This window comes from Pseudoalteromonas sp. BMB (assembly GCF_001709235.1).
Classification (GTDB): Bacteria; Pseudomonadota; Gammaproteobacteria; order Enterobacterales; family Alteromonadaceae; genus Pseudoalteromonas; species Pseudoalteromonas maricaloris.
Genome location: NZ_MBQA01000194.1, coordinates 24159 through 43146 on the forward strand (window position 1 = coordinate 24159; position 18988 = coordinate 43146).

The 18988-nt window shown below is 43.7% G+C and carries 14 protein-coding genes; 6 read left to right on the plus strand and 8 right to left on the minus strand.

Annotated elements, in window-relative coordinates; translation table 11 throughout:
* Positions 1-141 precede the first annotated feature (141 nt).
* The gene (locus tag BB427_RS19135; protein WP_069022602.1) at positions 142-2811 is read left to right on the plus strand and encodes a bifunctional acetate--CoA ligase family protein/GNAT family N-acetyltransferase; all 2670 of its coding nucleotides are present in this window, start codon (positions 142-144) and stop codon (positions 2809-2811) included.
* Positions 2812-2843: 32 nt separating this feature from the next.
* The gene (locus tag BB427_RS19140; RefSeq protein ID WP_039493932.1) at positions 2844-3791 is read left to right on the plus strand and encodes an ion transporter; all 948 of its coding nucleotides are present in this window, start codon (positions 2844-2846) and stop codon (positions 3789-3791) included.
* A 9-nt stretch (positions 3792-3800) separates the two neighbouring features.
* On the opposite strand, the gene BB427_RS19145 is transcribed toward BB427_RS19140, so the two are convergent.
* The 3 genes from BB427_RS19145 to BB427_RS19155 are packed head-to-tail and all read right to left on the minus strand — an operon-like array spanning position 3801 to position 8915.
* Positions 3801-8267 (minus strand): EAL domain-containing protein, encoded by a 4467-nt coding sequence (locus BB427_RS19145; RefSeq protein ID WP_254663672.1) that lies wholly within the window; start codon positions 8265-8267, stop codon positions 3801-3803.
* Positions 8268-8286: 19 nt separating this feature from the next.
* Positions 8287-8712 (minus strand): GNAT family N-acetyltransferase, encoded by a 426-nt coding sequence (locus tag BB427_RS19150; RefSeq protein ID WP_069022604.1) that lies wholly within the window; start codon positions 8710-8712, stop codon positions 8287-8289.
* Positions 8712-8915 carry a DUF3283 family protein gene (locus BB427_RS19155; RefSeq protein WP_010374667.1) on the minus strand — a complete coding sequence of 68 codons (204 nt, stop codon included), beginning with the start codon at positions 8913-8915 and terminating at the stop codon, positions 8712-8714. The genes BB427_RS19150 and BB427_RS19155 overlap by 1 nt, the downstream gene beginning before the upstream one ends.
* A gap of 169 nt (positions 8916-9084) precedes the next feature.
* Here BB427_RS19155 and BB427_RS19160 point away from each other — a divergent pair, with 169 nt between their 5' ends.
* A complete protein-coding gene (locus BB427_RS19160) occupies positions 9085-9774 on the plus strand; it encodes a hypothetical protein (protein WP_223193670.1) in 690 nt (229 codons plus the stop codon).
* Here the strand turns inward: BB427_RS19160 and BB427_RS19165 are convergent.
* Both BB427_RS19165 and tyrS read right to left on the minus strand, forming a co-directional pair.
* The gene (locus BB427_RS19165; protein ID WP_017216497.1) at positions 9758-10009 is read right to left on the minus strand and encodes a DUF1289 domain-containing protein; all 252 of its coding nucleotides are present in this window, start codon (positions 10007-10009) and stop codon (positions 9758-9760) included. The genes BB427_RS19160 and BB427_RS19165 overlap by 17 nt on opposite strands.
* Positions 10010-10311: 302 nt before the next feature.
* Positions 10312-11511 (minus strand): tyrosine--tRNA ligase, encoded by a 1200-nt coding sequence (tyrS, locus tag BB427_RS19170; protein ID WP_045987765.1) that lies wholly within the window; start codon positions 11509-11511, stop codon positions 10312-10314.
* 151 nt (positions 11512-11662) lie between these two features.
* Here tyrS and BB427_RS19175 point away from each other — a divergent pair, with 151 nt between their 5' ends.
* Positions 11663-13003 carry a peptidoglycan DD-metalloendopeptidase family protein gene (locus BB427_RS19175; protein ID WP_010374659.1) on the plus strand — a complete coding sequence of 447 codons (1341 nt, stop codon included), beginning with the start codon at positions 11663-11665 and terminating at the stop codon, positions 13001-13003.
* Between the two features lie 61 nt (positions 13004-13064).
* Here the strand turns inward: BB427_RS19175 and BB427_RS19180 are convergent, their stop codons facing one another.
* A complete protein-coding gene (locus BB427_RS19180) occupies positions 13065-14378 on the minus strand; it encodes a M20 metallopeptidase family protein (protein WP_010374657.1) in 1314 nt (437 codons plus the stop codon).
* 128 nt (positions 14379-14506) lie between these two features.
* Between BB427_RS19180 and BB427_RS19185 the strand changes: the two genes are divergently transcribed.
* A complete protein-coding gene (locus BB427_RS19185) occupies positions 14507-15718 on the plus strand; it encodes an HD-GYP domain-containing protein (protein WP_069022606.1) in 1212 nt (403 codons plus the stop codon).
* Between the two features lie 2 nt (positions 15719-15720).
* Here BB427_RS19185 and BB427_RS19190 read toward each other — a convergent pair whose 3' ends face one another.
* Together BB427_RS19190 and BB427_RS19195 are read right to left on the minus strand one after the other, a co-directional pair.
* A complete protein-coding gene (locus tag BB427_RS19190; protein ID WP_069022608.1) occupies positions 15721-16704 on the minus strand; it encodes a general secretion pathway protein GspB in 984 nt (327 codons plus the stop codon).
* 8 nt (positions 16705-16712) lie between these two features.
* On the minus strand, positions 16713-17627 hold the full coding sequence (locus BB427_RS19195) for an ExeA family protein (RefSeq protein ID WP_069022610.1): 915 nt from the start codon (positions 17625-17627) through the stop codon (positions 16713-16715).
* A 90-nt stretch (positions 17628-17717) separates the two neighbouring features.
* Between BB427_RS19195 and BB427_RS19200 the strand changes: the two genes are divergently transcribed.
* A complete protein-coding gene (locus tag BB427_RS19200) occupies positions 17718-18818 on the plus strand; it encodes a tRNA nucleotidyltransferase (RefSeq protein WP_069022611.1) in 1101 nt (366 codons plus the stop codon).
* Positions 18819-18988 lie beyond the last annotated feature (170 nt).

The window sequence follows — 18988 nt, forward strand, 5'->3', positions numbered from 1 at the left end:
CTGTCCTCAACGTTACGCCTCAGTCATGGTTTTCAAACAATTATTATGGAGATAGATCAAAGTCTACCTTAATTGCACTCGAAAACCGCGAGCAAAATGGTAGAGTGGTGCTTATGAGCTGCGGCTGAACTAGGAAACAGTATGAGCGTAAAGCGTATTAGCCAATTTTTTAACCCCCAATCCATCGCGGTGATTGGCGCTTCTAACAATCCTGATCGCGCCGGCTTTATCGTAATGCGTAACTTGCTACAAGGCGGTTTTAAAGGGCCCATTATGCCCGTCAGTCCAAAGCATACCGCAGTGCATGGAGTGCTCGCCTACTGCGCCATCAAACAGCTCCCCAAAGTCCCTGATCTCGCTGTTATTTGTACCAACAAACAAACCCTAGTGCAAATCATCAATGAGCTTGGTGATATTGGCTGTCAACATGCAATCATCATTGCAGCGGGTCTTGATAATCAGCACAAACAACAATTAAAAGAAGCTGCCAAAATAGCGAAGGTCACTTTACTTGGTCCTAATTGTCTCGGTTTACTCATTCCTCACTTGGGTATTAATGCCAGTTTTTCTCATACGGTTGCAGCACCCGGTAAGCTTGCTTTTATTTCACAATCGGCGGCGGTATGTTCAACCATACTGGACTGGGCACAACATAAAAAAATCGGCTTTTCTTACTTTGTTTCCGTTGGGGATTGCCTTGATATCGATTTCGACGAACTACTTGATTTCCTTGGACGGGATCCAAAAACCCAAGCTATTTTGCTTTACATCGATAATATCGACGATGTTAGGCGCTTTATTTCCGCAGCTCGAGCCGCTGCATTTAGTAAGCCCGTCATCGCCATAAAAACCGGTAAAACCAAGGCTGGCGCAATCGCTGCGCTGAATCACACCGGCGGCAATACCTCCGATGACGCAGTTTATGATGCCATGTTCCAACGTGCAGGTATGCTGAGGGTAAACGATCTTAGAGAGCTATTTGCTGCCACCCAAACGCTTGCTTTACACCCCAAATTGCTGCAAGTAGAACAGCTGACTATTTTAACCAATGGCGGCGGCCCTGGCATTATGGCGGTCGATACCTTACTGCAGAACTCAGGCAAACTGGCGGTGCTAAGCGAGCAGACCAAGCAAGCGCTCAGCGCCCTGATCCCACAAACGGATCATGCTTGTAACCCGATAGATATTTTTGGTGATTCCTCGCCAAAACGTTACCAACAAGCACTAGAGATTTTATTAAAGGCTGACGAAGTCAAAAACTTATTGATAATTCATACTCCTTCAGCGCTTGCGCCAAGTACCGCTTATGCCGAGATCATTGCACAGACCCTAGCCAAAATTCCAAAAATGGCACGCCCTTATGTGATGACAAACTTTATGGGTGAAGAAGCGGCCTACGCTGCAAGGCTTGTATGTGCAAACGCTAAGATCCCAACTTATCGCACCCCAGAAGGTGCCGTTGGCGCCTTTATGCACTTGGTGAGCTACCGTCGAAACCAAAAACACCTCACGCAAACACCAGAATCCTACAGTGATGAAGGCCAGCTGCAACACCTGCAAAGCAAACGTTTAATCAATGACTTTTTAAACTCTGGCGCCAATAAACTCGCGACCCACCTGGCCTCCCAAGTGCTGGCTAATTACGATATAGAATGTATAGAGACGCAAATCGCACTCACCCCCTCAGAAGCAAAAGAGCAAGCTCAGCAGCTTGGTTTCCCCGTTGCACTTAAACTGATAAGCCATGATATTCCCTCTAAATCGGAAGTGGGTGGGGTTGTACTCAACCTCAATGATGCCGAAGAAGTAGAACAAACCGCATTTTCGATGTTACTACGGATCCGTGAGGCTGCCCCCGAAGCTGAAATAGAAGGCTTCTCTTTGCAACGCATGGCAAAACGCGCTGGTGGACAAGAATTACGGATAGCAGTAAAAACCGAACCCGGTGTTGGCCCTGTTATTTTGCTGGGTGAAGCGGGCACCGGGCTTAACTTTTCGCAAGCTGCGGTGGCATTACCACCACTGAATATGAACCTTGCAAAGTACCTGATTGCAGCCGCCCATGATAAAGGCTTTATCAAAGAGCGAGCACTACCTGAAAAGGTCGATAAATACCGTCTGTGTGCCCTACTCACTCGAGTGTCTCAAATGGTAGTCGACCAACCCGATATCATTGATATGGAGCTCAATCCTATTTTGGCCTGCTCGGGTCAGTTCCAAGTGCTCGACGCCAGTATTACGCTCAGACGATACGAACCGATATCTGGCCGTAAACGCTTGGCCATCCGACCTTACCCTCGAGAACTGGTAAAAACCGTGACGTTAAAAGATGGCCGCCCAGCAACCTTGAGACCTATTCGTCCTGAGGATGAAAGAGCGCACCAAGAGTTTGATCAGTCTTTAAGTAAAGAAGATAGATACCGCCGCTTCTTTGGTGAACTGCCGCAATTTAATCATGAACAGCTCGCCAAAATGACGCAAATTGACTACGACCGAGAAATGGCGTTTATCGTCACTGTGCCTAATAAATCTAGCTACCAAACGCTTGGGGTATCACGCGTGCTGATGGACCCTGATAACCAAGTGGCTGAATTTGCCGTAGTGGTACGCTCAGATTGCCAAGGCCTTGGGCTTGGACGCATACTCATGGAAGCTGCTATAAAACACTGCCGTAAACAGGGCGTACAAAGCATTGAAGGGATCACCCTGCCAGAAAACAGCGGTATGATAGGCCTTGCCAAAAAGCTTGGATTTACCGTGTCTCGAGATTTTGAGGAAGGCACCATTCAGATGGTGTTACACTTAAACTAAACACAAAAAAGATAAGGGATGCTGGCAACTTGATGCAACTTCACATCAGAGAAAAAACGGCCGCGGTGCTCGAGGCTACAGGGCAATATCGCCGGCTCGGGCGGGCAGTTGATATCTTCCTCATCACCCTGATTTTAACCAATGTCGTTGCTATCGTGTTGGAATCTGAGCGCGATTTAGCAAGTGTGTACCATCACTACTTTCTAACCCTAGAGTTAGTCAGTGTGACCATCTTCGCCATCGAATACTTACTGAGGTTTTGGTGCTGTGTCGATAAGCTTGATTACCGCCATTTGGATATACCTAATTGGAAAAAACGCCTAAAGTATCTGATATCACCGCTGGCAGTGATTGATCTCATCGCTATTTTACCAACCATATTAATGGCCTTTATCACCTTTGATCTGCGCTTTTTACGTGTTATTCGATTACTCAGGATCTTTAAGCTGACGCGCTACTCTCGAGCCATGCAGTTGCTGCTCGCAGCATTTAAAGAAGAGTCGAGCTCATTACTTGCTGCCTTTTTTATTATGAGTGTGGTGCTTATCATGGCATCTTGCGGGATTTATCTGATTGAGCACGATGTGCAACCGGATAAGTTTGGCTCCATTCCTAAAGCCATGTGGTGGGCGATGGCTACTCTAACCACCGTGGGTTACGGCGATGTAGTGCCTATCACCCCACTTGGACAATTTTTTGGTGGCCTTATCACTTTACTCAGTATGGGCATGGTCGCGATCCCCACCGGCCTCTTAGCTTCAAGCTTTGCGGACCAAATGCGCAAACGTCGAGATGCATTCAATGAGGCTGTGCTGCATGCGTTAGTCGATGGCGATGTCGACAAAAGTGAAAGGGCCCATTTAGAAGCCCTTCGTATTGAACTTGGCTTAAGTCAATTAGAAGCAAACCAAGCGATTAAACTAATGAGTAGTCAACGCGTCCATCATATGTACTGTCGCCACTGCGGTAAAAAGCTGTAGCCAGAGAGGCTACAGCGATGTTTCAGAGAGTAATTGCGCTACCTGCTCACCACTAATCGCCAAGCTGAAGCGATAGCCTTGATAATAATCAACTTGCTCAGCTTTAATTCGCTGATACTGTAGGTCGTTTTCCACCCCTTCAGCGACACATTTTAATCCCAGTCCATGCGCTAAATTTACACATGAACGAATGATTAAATAGCTTTCAGGATCCTCAGCAATTTGTTGTACAAAGCTTTTATCTATCTTGATGACATCAATAGGCAATTGTTGCAGATAGGTCAAAGAGGCGTACCCCGTCCCAAAGTCATCCATATAGATACGACAGCCTAGTGCTTTTATTTCTTTCATCACTTTCACGGCGCTATCAACGTTAGAAAGCAAAGCGGTTTCCGTTATCTCAAAAGCCACTGAGTGACCAGACACTTTACTGCGACTCAGAGCTTGTTGAATATTATCGACTAAGCTCGAGGATTCAAAATCAATGGCAGATAGATTAATAGATATATACAAATCGCGCTCAATGGTTTGCCAGTGTCTCAATTCAACCAATGCCCGAGATAACGTTTGCAGGGTAAGCTCGGTAACTACGCCAGCATGTTCAGCTGCGAGCGCATACTCTTGAGCGCAAAACTCACTATTTTCAGGCCAACGTAATAGCGCTTCAAAGCCAAGCAAGGTATCGCTTTGTACATCGACAATTGGCTGATAATGATTACTAAATTCACCGTTTTTTAGTGCTCGCATAAGCGCTTGTTCGACTTCACGAGAACGTCTAACCTTGCCATTCATCTCTTCGCGGAAAAACTGATAACTAGAAATTTGTTGTACATTGACATGTTCAAGGGCCGCCTTAGCCGCTTGATTGAGCTCAAAAGCGTCGGACGCATCATCCGGGTACATTGCAATTCCTATCGTAGGTTGCATCTGCACAGTATGTCCAGCAGCCTCCAAAGGTGTGCTAAATGAGTGAACTAAACACTCTACATATTGATGCACCTTTTCAGGATTATCGAGATGCTCCATCAACACATAAAACGACTTATCATGCCCCGTTGCTAAACTGTCTAATTCTCGGAAGCAACAGCGTAGCTTTGTTGCAAGCAGTGGAAGCAGCTCGGCCACAAAGTCTGCACCATAAATATCGTATAGATTCTGTAAGCGATTGAATTTGATTACCAACAACGCAAAATGTGTCTCTTGAGCCTGTGACTGCTTGATTGCATGCTGCACTCTATCCATCAATAACGCTTTATTCGGCAACTTCGTCTGTAAATCGTAGTTAGCGAGCTGATATAGCTCTTTTTCAGTACGCTTTTGTTGGCTAATATCGGTTAGCACCACAACATAACTATATAGTTCGCCATCACCATTTGCCACGGCACTAATCTTAATCAATACGTCTCTTTCGTCACCATTAGGCAGACTTACGACTTCCTCTGAACTCAAGTGTTGATGTACTGCCAACGCCAAGGTTTGGCGTAGATACATCATCCGCTTTTGTCTCGACATCCCAAGTTTCACCGCAGTGCTTGATGACGGGATAGAGTCAAGATTAAAGGCATTTTGCATCGCCCGATTACAAGCCTGAATACGTAGTCTTTTGTCTAAGATCATAACCCAGTCACGGGTCTGCTCAAACGCAGCCCCAAATAATGCGGCACGCTCTTCAAATAAACGTTCACGCGTTAAGTTGGTATAGGTGCCTGCCACTTGTGTTGGATTGCCTTCATCCCACTCAAGTACCTTGCCAAAATCCTTATACCAACGCCACTGGCCTTTGCTGTCTTTTAATCGATAAGTACAGTCGATAAACCCTTTGTTCGTTGTGACGAACTCAAGCCACTGTAAGCGGAACATGGCTCTATCAGAAGGATGTATCTTTTGCAGGTAATCGTCCAAGCCGACACTCTCAAGCTCGTAGTCGAGCTCCGTAACTAATCGAGGCTGATAGATTAACGTACTACCCGCATGCCACTCCCATACACCGGAGTTACTTCCCTCTAGCGCCATTTTCAACCTAGCTTCGCGGTCTTGTGTTTCCTTATGAGCGGCAAGAATAAGTTGCTCAACACGATACTTTCGATAGCTCCAAAGAGACAGTAGTAAGAGCGTGAGAAACACATATCCAGCAATCGCAACGGGTGAACGCCACGCGGGATAGTTCACATTAATGGTTAATTTTGCAGGCGGTGTATAATCTCCCGTTAATGGGTCTTTGGCCCACACTTTTAATGCATATTCACCGGGATTAAGTTTAGGAAATACTACACGATTTTGATTGCGGCTCAAGATCTTCTGACCACCGGATATTTGATACTCATAAATGATCCGATCCTGATAGCTAAATGCCATCGCAGAGAATGACACTTCGAGTCCAATATCGTCATGTTCAAGTTCAATGTGATCAAATTGCTTTAATCCGGCTTTTTGATTTGGGCGAGATATTAAATCCACGCTGGTGATATTTACATGATCAAGTAAAGGCTTTTTAGGCCGATTGTCATCAGGAGAAAACACCACAAACCCTTTTAACATACCATACGCAATGCGACCGTCTTCCAACATCACGGACGCGCCACCGTTAAATTCATTAGAAAGTATGCCATCCTCAGTGGTGAATTGTTGTAAGTGCAAATTATCCGGATCTAGACGCCAAATTCCCTTGTGAGATGACATCCAAATCATTCCTTCTTTGTCTTGGCGCATTTCATACATCAAAGTATCTATTTTATGGGCTTTTAAATCGATGTTATAAATCGGCTCATAACCGTCTAGCGTCAGACCAATCAAACCAAATGATGATAACGACAACCACAAGATATTATTTTTATCTATGGTATAGGTGGTGATATCAACCGCTAAATGCTTATTTGCCTTTGGCGCTTTATAGATCTCAGTTAGCGTTTCCAACTGCGGATCATATTGCAGCAATACGCCAGCATAGTAGTAAAGGGGTTTAAGCGGTTCGTTTGGAAGTGGTGGGTAGAAGCCATAAGTAAGAAACGGATCGACATTTTCAAATGACTTCGTCAGGTGTGTCAGCTCTGCTGTATTAATATCATAAACGAACATCCCCACGTCACTATTGACGAAATAAAACTTACCGTCAGCTAACAGCTCCCCTCCTTTCACAAAGGATGTCAGTATCTCTTTATCTTCTGGGTTATTAGCCTTGGGTCTTGTCACTTCATGAGTAATAGGATCAAAGACAAACAATCCTTTCACCGTTGTTAGCCAAAGCTTATTGTTATACTCCGCAATCTTCCAGATAATAAACTCTGAGAGAATTTCGTCACCCAAGTAACCCTTTAGAAACTGTTTAGTCTCTCTGGTTTTTGGATTATATCGTGTTAGGCCATCATTCGTTGCTAGCCACAAGAACTGATTAGATTCATGCATTGCCCAGACATTACTGTGAGAAAAACCCTCACCTTCAACGGTAAGATCGCTAACGTTATCAAACGCCAGCGTGCTGTCTGGTAAGTAAAATGCGCCATCTTCTTTGGTCGCAACCCAAAGCCCACCATAGTTGTCTTTGACAATATCGATAACACTGGTATTTGATGGTAAAAATACACTAGTAGACAAACGTTTATCACGAACCGCATTGCCATCTTCAATCGTGTAATAAACAAGACCTTTGTCGGTACCAAGTAGCAAGGTGTGTTCATCATGTCTGAGCATTTTCCATATGTTTAGCTCAGGAAGCAGCGTTTTAAACGGTACCTCTGCGTCAAAATCTTTTAGGAATTGAGAAATATCTAGCTCGTACATCCCCTGAACCGCTCCCACGAGCAAGGTATCTTGGTCTAAAATAAATAGTGATTTAGTATTTGTTTGGTAGGGATGATCAATGGGAGCAAGGTGGTCAAGGGGTCTTAGTTTTTTCGTTGTTAAATGATATGCAAACAAGCGCTCTGAAGTGGCGATAAACAAGATGTCTTGATGTTGATAAACGGCGCGTATAAAACCGCTTTCTTCATCTAGCGGTAAAGTCACTTCACTCTCAAGTTTGCCTGTATGGATATTGAGGATAGCAACATCGTTGGTGCGTACAACCCACATATGATCATCATCTTTGGTCAAAACGATATTAACCAAATTGGAATAAAACTCGTCCTCTGTGGAGGGGGGCTCTATGTACTTTCTATACTCGTCTTTCATGGGGTCGTATCGCAATAATCCCGCGATCCCCGTGGTGATCCAAATGCCACCAAGGTTGTCCTGGTAAATATAATTCACTTGTACTTTATCAAGCACACCATCTGGCCCATTCACATCCAGCACTTGATAACCGTCGTAACGGTTAAGTCCACCTTCGGTAGAAAGCCACAAATAGCCCTGCTCATCTATGAGCAACGTATTTACGTAACTTTGTGACAATCCTTCAGCGGGTGAAAGTCGAGAAATTTGTGCAGCATTTACCAATGCAGTAAATAGGCAAATGCAAAATATAAAACACAGGCGAAACATAAAAAGCCGAGGTTGTTAACTAGACGTAATACATTGCCACGAGTTGACGATTTTGTCCAAGATAACTAGATAAGCGAGAAGCAAGTTCAGGTGGTAGCACTCGTGAATTACTTTGAAACCCAAGTGCGCTGTAAAAGTCATGAAGATGACAGTAAGCAAAAGTATAAATTATCTGCTGTGGCTGCTGACTACGAAACTGTGCAATCACAGTTTCAATTAGTTTCTTCGCAATGCCTTGTTTTCTATGTTGTGATGCAACATAAACGCCCACCAGCAACCAATATCCGTCTACCGGTTGCAAACGACAAGCCGCGATAATTTCATTGCTATTTTTTGCAACCCACACTTTGTCGTGTTTTGCTGCTCGCCCCCGCGCTTTGTTTGCTGCATAAAACTTATTAACAAGCGGCGTCATTACGGCAGGGAGCAATTCAATTGTTAGCATCAAGCAAGCATTAGACTCAGGTAATACTCAAACTTTTGCTTTAGCGTGTCCTGTTCAGACAACGGCCTTTGATTGATGGTGTCATAAATCGCTTCTCTACTTTTTTTGCCTCGTTTTATTTGGTAGGCCCAAAACGACGCCTCATACTCAAGTTGAATTTGGTATTTTTCTTGTCTAGGTAGTAAACACAGGTTATAGCTCATTACGCATCATTCAATTTTAAGCAAAGGAAGCTCAAGTGTATCACAAGGCTGTCTGTCTATTGCAGCAAAATCTAGTTTTGATTAAAGCGCGATAGCGTGCCCTTTATTGTAAAAATTATGTATACTTAAATGCATAAAAATCGCTGAGTGACCCACCGAAGGAGTTGGATTGAAAACCGTATTACTGTGTTTACTAATGATTATTTCAACTGTTGCACACGCCGCGAATGAACTACCAAAAGTTATGCGTTTCAATAAACCACCGCAAACTCCACAAGCGCTCTATGTGATAGAGCTGATGGAAATGGTTTATCAATCTCTCGGAATAGAGTTACGCCTTGAGGAGTTTAATCATAAAGGCTCTTTAATTGCAGCCAACGCAGGAAACTTAGACGGACAGCTAGCTCGAGTTGCCAGTGTGGAGAATGAGTATCCAAACCTGCGCCGTATTGACTATCCCTTATTTCAGTTTAATTTACAGTTATTCACCCTATGTGCTCACTGTGAGCTTAACGAAATCAAATCATTAACGGTCCGCAGCGGCTATCCCGTCGCAACTACTTACTTGGCTGAACACCATACCACAGCCTATGTTATTGGCGTTAAAAGCGCGGTGGCACAGCTTAACTTAGTCATGCAGAAACAGGTTGAAGGCGCATTGATACTCGACTTTCACTTAAAGCCACATCTAAAGAACATAAATGAAGAAACATTGCAGATAAAAAATTTAGCCGTCGTTGAAAGTTTCCACTTTGTACATAAGCGTAACGAACAACTAGTCCCACTTATCAAAGCAAAGTTAGAGGAGTTTGAGCGACAAGGAATAATAAAAATGCTTAAAGCTAAATATCAAATTTGAAGTTTTCCCCTTTTTGATCATCATCCATATGCTCTGATTTTGACTTTCGTTGCAGGTACCTTTTATAACGTTGCTGACACAACGAGATAACTTTACGCTTTTGCTCGTTATTCAAATTATTCCACTCAAAGCGCTCCTCGCGACTGCGATAGCAACCTTTACAATAACCGCGATTATTTACCTGACAGATCCCCTTACACGGACTTGGGATCTCGAATATCTCAATTTGTTCCATGTATGCGCTACACCATTAACCCTAACCTAAGCATACTGGCTAGGGTAAACTCTGCCAAGGTGTAATTCTGATAAGCTTGCTTGCATTCAACAACACTCGAATAACGTTCATGATCAAAATCAATCAACGTTCGAAGGCGATTTTTGCAGCTTAATTAAGAATAAAGTTTGCGTAGGAATAGGCGAGATTGAAGCAGGAATTGACTTGTCTTGAAAAAGAGCGATAACCGCGCTTTTTATATCTCAAATTAAAAAGGCTAGTCACTCGCTAGCCTTTTTAAGATGAAGTGTAGGCAAACTAATTTAGTTTACCGTTACTTTCGCAAACTTACGCTTACCTACTTGATAGATTTCGCAAGAACCTTTGGTAACTTCTAATTTAGTATCCGTAACTTTGTCTTCGCCGTTAAGTTTTACTGCGCCTTGCTTGATCATGCGCATCGCCTCTGAAGTACTTGCCACTAAACCCGCTTCTTTTAGCAAGTTAGTGATAAACGTGCTTTCGCCCTCAATAGTTACGGTGACTTCAGGGATCTCATCAGGTAAGGCATTTTTTTGGAAACGCTTGATAAAGTCTTGATGTGCCGCTTCAGCGTCAGCTTCACTGTGGAATCGAGCAATCATTTCTTTTGCAAATTCAATCTTAATGTCACGAGGGTTACGGCCACCCACAACTTCTTCTTTAAGTGCAGCGATATCATCCAATGTTTTCGCACTTAGCAATTCGTAGTAACGCCACATTAAATCGTCAGAAATCGACATCACTTTACCGAACATGTCGTTTGGTGCATCAGTAATACCGATGTAGTTACCTAATGACTTAGACATTTTCTGCACACCGTCGGTGCCTTCAAGTAGCGGCATCATCAGTACTGTTTGCGGTTTTTGCCCTTCGTCTTTTTGTAGCTCACGACCCATTAATAGGTTGAAGCGCTGATCGGTACCACCCAGCTCAACATCTGCCTCTAGTGCAACCGAGTCCCAACCTTGAACCAGCGGATATAAGAATTCGTGGATTGCGATTGCTTGACCATTTGCATAACGCTTTTTAAAGTCGTCGCGCTCAAGCATACGTGCCACAGTTTGACGTGCAGCAAGCTTGATCATACCAGCTGTGCCAAGCTTTTCCATCCACTCAGAGTTGAATGCAACTGTGGTTTTGGCAGGATCAAGGATTTTGAAAACCTGTTCTTTGTATGTTTCTGCATTTGCCAGTACATCTTCACGAGTGAGTGGCTTACGAGTTACATTTTTGCCCGTTGGGTCGCCAATCATACCGGTGAAATCACCAATCAAGAAAATCACCTCATGGCCTAAGTCTTGAAAGGTTTTCATTTTATTGATTAGCACTGTGTGTCCTAAATGCAAATCAGGCGCTGTTGGATCGAAACCCGCTTTAATACGTAGTTTTTTACCTGACTTCAGCTTTTCTTTCAATTCATCCTGCAACAGAATTTCTTCTGCACCACGGCTAATCTCTGCAAATGCAGTTTCTAAATCCACTATTCTCACTCCAACAGCTATAACTTGTAATCGCTCGATTCTAGCCTATATTTATCCGAGTTTAAATGCACAAAACGCTGGTATTACGGGTTTATTACGTATATCCTGCAATATTATCTACAATAATTCTTGACAGCAGAAAAGGCGCATTATGGTTCATGTGGTTCATAAGCTCCCCAAAAAGCACAAAGTGCTCATCATCGGCTTCCTATCTGCGATGGTCGGAATTGCCCTGATCCCCTCTGAAAAAGCAACAGCTTCAAAAGACAATGACGGAAAAGCTTTAGAAGTTGGGAAACGTTACGAGTTGCCGGTAAAAATATCAGAAAAAACAGAGCAACTTACTGAATTAGATGCAGCGCCAGTCATCACGCCTGAGTCTGCCCCTAAGCAACCTGTATTTGAATTTAAAGACCACGAAGTTAAGTCTGGCGACAGCCTAGCCGTGATTTTTAAACGCGCAGGTTATTCTGCCAAAACGTTACACAATCTGGTCAATACCAACGCAGAAACCCGTAAGCTGACTAAAATCCACCCGGGAGAAGTGCTTAGCTTTGCTAGCAATGATGGTGGTGAATTAGCTCAATTAAAATACATCTTGTCAAAAACGGATACCTTATTGGTCACCCTAAACGACGAGGGTAGTTACGAAACCAAAATCGAAAGCAAAGAAATCGAAAGTCGCGAAAAATCAGCGGGTGGCGAGATCAGTTCCAGCTTCTGGAGCGCCGGTATTTCAGCGGGCCTTAGCGAACGTCAAATAATGAACTTCGCCGATATTTTTGGTTGGGATGTCGACTTTGCAAACGATATTCGTAAGGGCGACTCTTTCGCATTAGTATTTGAAAAGCACTATGTAGACGGTGAAGAAATCGGTAATGGTAAAATTATTGCTGCCGAATTTATCAACCAAGGCGAGCGTTACAGCGCGGTTCGTCATACTGATGACGAGTTCTATACCCCTGAAGGCCGTAGCATGAAAAAAGCCTTCTTAAGAGCACCGGTTAACTTCAAATATATCAGCTCCAGCTTCAACCCGCGTCGTCTTCACCCTGTGACTGGCCGAGTATCGTCTCACAATGGTATAGACTATGCGGCACGCGTAGGCACGCCGGTGGTTTCCTCTGGTAACGGTAAGGTCCTTAAGTCTGGTTACAATAAACTCAATGGTAACTATGTGTTTATTCAGCACGGTAGCAAGTATGTGACTAAGTACTTACACTTGAATAAACGTGCAGTGAAGACAGGTCAAAAAGTGAAGCAAGGACAGAAAATTGGTACTGTCGGCTCAACTGGCCGCGTGACAGGTCCTCACCTTCATTATGAGTTTTTGGTGAACGGCGTACACCGAAATCCTAAAACGGTAAAACTACCAAAGTCTGAGCCATTACCTCAGTCTGAGCTCGCTAAGTTCAAACCTATTGCAGATGCGATGTTGGTAAAACTAGAGCGCAATAGAGAGTTAATGCTTGCAGCAGCAAATAAAGACTAAAAACTAAAAAGGTAGCCGAGGCTACCTTTTTACTATGCGAGATAAAAATGCTAGATAAAGCTTATTTTTGATTAAACAAAGCAAGTGCACTATTGCTCATCGCTCTTACTCCAGTTGCGATGGCAATAGGATAATCTGGCGCAAATTTACTAGAATGCAATGAAGGTAAAGGCTCACCGCTTTTTTGTGCTGCATCGAATACCGCTTGATTAACACCACCTAGCCAAAAAATGGTAATTGGTACATTGTCATCAGTACGGCCATATAAGCCGAAATCTTCACCAGCCATCACCGGCTGAGATTGTTCAACATTTTCTGCACCAATTTCCTGCTTAATGGCGCTAGTTACAAACTCAGCCAACTCCGGATTATTATACGTAGATGGAATGCTTTCGCTTTCATGAACGATAACCTCAGGCACAAGACTGTCCTCCAACCCTGCACTGTGTGCAATGCCTGCAGTCAGGCGTTTGATCGCCGCAATTTGTTGCTCACGTACATTTGGATTATAAGAACGTAGCGTCAATTGTAGCTTCACTTCGTTTGAAATAATGTTGTGCTTAGAACCACCGTGAATAGAGCCTACTGTGATCACCGACGGCTCTAACGGAGAGATCTCTCGTGATGTAATGGTCTGTAGCCCCAAAACAATCCGCGATGCCAGTACCACAGGGTCGATGGTAGTATGTGGATAGGCTCCATGCCCCCCTTTACCCTTGACAATAATGTCAACTGAGTCAACATTAGCCAGTGCATAACCCGGTGCGATCGCCACTTTACCGGCAGGAACCGCAGCACTTACATGCAAACCAATAACATGATCGGGTTTAGCAAATTGAGTATATAGCCCTTCCTTTAACATGGCTTTTGCGCCGCCACCCACTTCTTCAGCGGGTTGAGCAACTAACATCAATGTACCTTGCCACTTTTCCTTGTTAGCCATTAGCTGTTTTGCTGTACCGATTAAACTGGTCATATGGATGTCGTGACCACAACCGTGCATCACACCAACCAAATTCCCCGCATCATCTTTCACTTTAACTTTTGACGCGTACGACTTTCCTGTTTCTTCAATAATTGGCAAACCATCGGTATCGGCTCGGATCATCACCGTTGGACCATCACCATTTTTCAGCATGCCAACAACACCAAAGCCACCCACATTTTCAGTCACGTCATAACCAAGTCTGCGCATTTCATCCGCCAAACGTCCTGCTGTTTTTTCTTCTTTATAAGAGAGCTCAGGGTTTTGATGTAAATGTAGGTACAAAGATTCAAGTTCAGGCATAGACTCTGCAACTTGTTGTTTCAAATTGGCATTCGCATGCCAAGACAAAGTGGCAATGAGACCTAATGCCAACGGAGATAAGCGCATAAGATAGACTCCTTTTTGTTTCTTTCAGGATGCGGGTTTATTGGGGGAAAATCAATCATATTTATATTTTAATCCTTTCTATTTTACCAAGCTTTGCTACGCTTAAAGACACAACTAAAGGAATCCTCATGCCAGAGATTAATATTAATATCAGTGATTTAGAGCCAGGTATGTTTGTTGTCGGTGTGACAAAGCAGACAGGCTCAGTTGCGATTAAAACCAAGGGCTGGGTGAGAACGAAAACAAGCATTACAAAGCTACAAAAGAGTGGTGTTTTAGAGGTAACGGTTGATCCCAGTAAGCGCCTTTCAGAACACGACCCTCACGATGAACCTCCTCATGATGAAAATATAGAAGAACCGCATAAACCAGAGCATGATCCTTGGCAGACAAAGTGTAATGTTGATGCAGAAATGCAACACGCAGTGACACTTTACGACGAAGCAAAAGCAATTCAAAGCAAAGCGTTCGCGGATATTAAAGCGGGTAAAGCGATAGAAATAGAGGCTTTTAAAGCAACAGCGAGCGGCTTTATTGACTCCGTATTTCGCAATCAAGATGCGCTTTCCTGCATTGCTCGGATCAGAGAAAAAGACGCCTATTTATTGGAGCACTCTATTAATGTTTCTATCTTAATGGCTATTTTCTGTAAGCACCTTGGCTACTCTAGAGAATTAACCGAAGAGATGACCACAGGGGCGCTACTCCATGACATTGGTAAGATAGAAATTCCCGACGATATTTTACATAAGCCTGGAAAGTTGAGCTTAGATGAATACGGCATTATGAAATCACACGCAAAATATAGCTTTGATATTTTGCTCAATGCGGGTCTTGGACGAGTTGCATGCGAAATTGCGGGTTATCACCACGAGCGCCTAGATGGCACAGGGTATCCTTATGGCAAAACCGCTGACGAACTACCACAGCATGTGAGAATGGCCGCTATTGTAGATGTGTATGACGCATTGACCGCCGAGCGCATCTACAAAGAAGGTATGACACCAATTAAAGCCTTTAAGTTAATGCGTGAAGGCTGCCCTCACCATTTTGACGAACAACTCCTAAGCCGGTTTATTGCTTGCATTGGCGTATACCCTGTGGGCACCCTAGTAAAACTCACTAGTGGTAAGGTCGGTGTTATTGCCCAAAGCAATCCCAAAACACCGCTAAAACCCGTAGTTAAAGTGTTTTATCACGCTAAGCACATGCATTACATTGAAGTTCAGGATATAGATTTAAGCGCGAAAAAAGCAAACGATGAGCTAGAGTCAGCGATCAAGCCTGAAGAATTCAAACTTGATCTTATTCGGTTTTTTAAACACTCAATGCTGCCTTGATATTAAGGCAGCCAGTCCTCCATTGCCTCGAGGCTGAATTCAATACCATCGAAATCAAAACGTGTTTGCTCTGGTGTAATTTCTACAACGGTCAAAGCACCTAGACTATCCCCCTCATATAAAGGTCTATTGTTTATTTTTATCCACCGCTCATGCGAGTCGGTAGCATAAATATGCGCTTGATAACGTAAGCTTGGAATACTATTTTGCAATTGGGCAGGCAGCAGCGCGATGGGCGTAGCTGAAGCAGAGTCCTTAGTCGTAGAAAGCACCTCAGGCTCTTCATGCGGTGCCGTTTCTTTTACCGCCTCAGCAAAGGCTTTTTTAAGTTCTTCTGATACACCAGCAAGTTCATCATCTTGCGGTTTTGGCTTAGCACCAAATACGCGATAACCCGCATATTCACCAGCCGTTTGGATTTCTCCGGGAGATGAGTCTTGAGTAACCCGGTTAGGTTGAATGGCATCCGATGTAGGGACTGGAGCTGGAACAACAGCTACAGCTTTAACAGAATCTACCGGTACCAATTGTTGTTGATATAAAGGCTTGCCTTGGTTATCAACACCAATTTGCACAGACACCCACTGGAAATGCTGCTCAGGCTCAGCAGTTTGCGCCGCTAGATTAGGATTGACAGTGTTGTTTGTCACTGAAGTAGTCGCTGGTCTACTCACTTCTTGACTAGCAACTATGGCTTTTTGCGCCTGCTGATTATTCTCCACCGCAAGATCTGTAGAAAGCTCAGCTTGCTCTTCTTTTTTCGGCTCCACTTTAGACGTTGCTGCAGGTTGCACTTCCGCGGGGGTCGTTATCTTGCCAATATAATACCCCGCCCCAAGTGAAGACAAAGACAAGAGACCCGCACCGGCATAGGTAATGAGCTTTTTATAGAAAATGAGTTGGGCGTCTTGACGTTGACTCAAATAATCCTGCTCTGCATCTGCGCCTTGTTGCGACTGTTTCATTGCACTTGTTAAATACGACATGTTTCCCTCTACACCAACTTTGCCAAGCCAAAGCCTGCAACAAATAACACACCAAGCCAAGCCGTAAACAATAAAGGCACGCGATTTTTTTCTTGCCTTGCGACTGGCACTAAATTAGTGGGTAGCGCCTCTTTTGCAGCTTGAACAGCGATTGCTTTCGTTACCTGAGTTTGCGATGCCGAGTAAGCACCTAATAAACACCTGTCGGCCAACAAGTTTATTAATCTTGGGATCCCAGCTGTCACTTGATGTACATAGGCTACCGCATCATGGTGGAACAACGCTTGCTGACAACCTGCTTTTTGAAGTCGGTGCTGTATATAAGCAAACACTTGCGATTCGCTAAGAGGTAGCAAGTGATAACGCGCAGTGATCCTTTGTGCCAATTGACGTAACTCGTTGCGCTGTAACAAATGCTGTAGCTCGGGCTGACCTACCAATACAATTTGTAGCAATTTTTTATGATCTGTTTCCAGATTAGTCAACAGCCTAAGCTGTTCAAGTACCTCTGGTGCTAAATGCTGAGCTTCATCAATGATCAACATAGTATGACCACCACTATGATGGTTCTCTAACAATCTATGCTTAATCACATCAGTAAGTGACTTTAAGGTGGCGTTGCTGTTGTCATAAGTAATCCCCAACTCGTCACAAATCGTCGCAAGCAATTCAAGCTCCGATAGCGATGGGTTAAGAATAAAGGCGACTTGAGTTGATTCTGGCAGCTGAGCCAACATACTCCGTGTTACCGTAGTTTTACCCGTACCCACTTCACCTGTTAGTAGTACAAAGCCACCCGCGTCACCCAACCCATAGGTTAAATGTGCAAGTGCTTCCTTGTGACGTTCGCTAAGGAATAAAAATTCAGGATTTGGAGCAATCGAGAAGGGTTTTTCAGTTAACCCAAAATAGCGTAAATACACGACTTGTCTCTTTATTGTTATGATGCGCTCTATAATGGCAAAATCCGGTTCAAGATAAAACCTCGAATCGCAGAAAATGGAACATAGAAAATGAAAATCTACCTCGTCGGCGGTGCAGTTAGAGACGAACTGCTAGGACGCCCAATAAAAGAAAGAGATTATGTCGTCGTTGGCAGCACTCTTGAGCAAATGAGCAAACTGGGTTATCAGCAGGTTGGTAATGATTTTCCTGTGTTTTTACATCCAACGACCAAAGATGAGCACGCACTTGCGCGCACTGAGCGTAAGAGTGGTCAAGGATATACCGGATTTATTTGCGACTTCGGCCCTGAAATCACACTGGAAGAAGATTTACTTCGCCGAGATCTTACCGTTAATGCAATTGCTAAAGATGATGATGGTTCACTTATCGACCCTTATGGTGGTCAAAAAGATTTAGAAAGTAGAATATTACGCCATGTGAGCAACGCTTTTAGTGAAGATCCACTTCGAGTGCTGCGAGTAGCGCGTTTTGCAGCTCGTTATAAAGAATACAACTTCACCATTGCTGCTGAAACTTGGCACCTTATGCAAACCATGGTTGCTAACGGTGAATTAAAAACCTTAACCAAAGAGCGTATTTGGCTAGAAATAGAAAAGACAATCCAAGATAAAGGTTTAGGGCACTTTCTACATACCGTTTGGAGGCTCAGTGCGCTTGATGATGTCACTCCCTATATCCCAACATGGGATGAAGCATCTTTTGACAAATTCCAACATGCACTCTCTAGACTTGAAAAAAATGATGAGTTAGATGGGTTAGCACAATTCAGCCTTGCCTGTTACTTTTCGGGTACTAGCTTGATTCAGTTAGCGCAAGCAAAACGATTCAAAGTACCTAATAATTACATAGAAAGCAGCAAAGAGCTCATCACAAACCTCGATCTATTGAGCAAGGAAAATAAAACGCCGGATGATTGGCTTATTATATTACAAAATATTGACGCATGGCGCAGACCTGAGAAATTAGCGCGTTTTTGTTATATTTGTAGCAAGGTAAGTGATAATTTCCGCGTGCTTTGTGACAAACTTACACAGAACTTTTTAGCAACTCGCAACATAGACGTTCAAGAGATCATCGCAATGGGCTATCAGGGAAAGGCTATTCAAGAACAGCTCAAACTCAGACGCCTAAAAGCTATACAAAACTAGCCATCTACCGTGAAAAGATAGGTTGATTTTCAGCCTACCTTTAAAAGTTCCCACAAAAATGATCTCCAAAACATCAAACGCTCACTTTTAGAACAGCAAGTACTACATAAAAATTACAAATATAGCTACAAATACGCTCAAAATTACCGCTAAAACTTATACCACTTCTA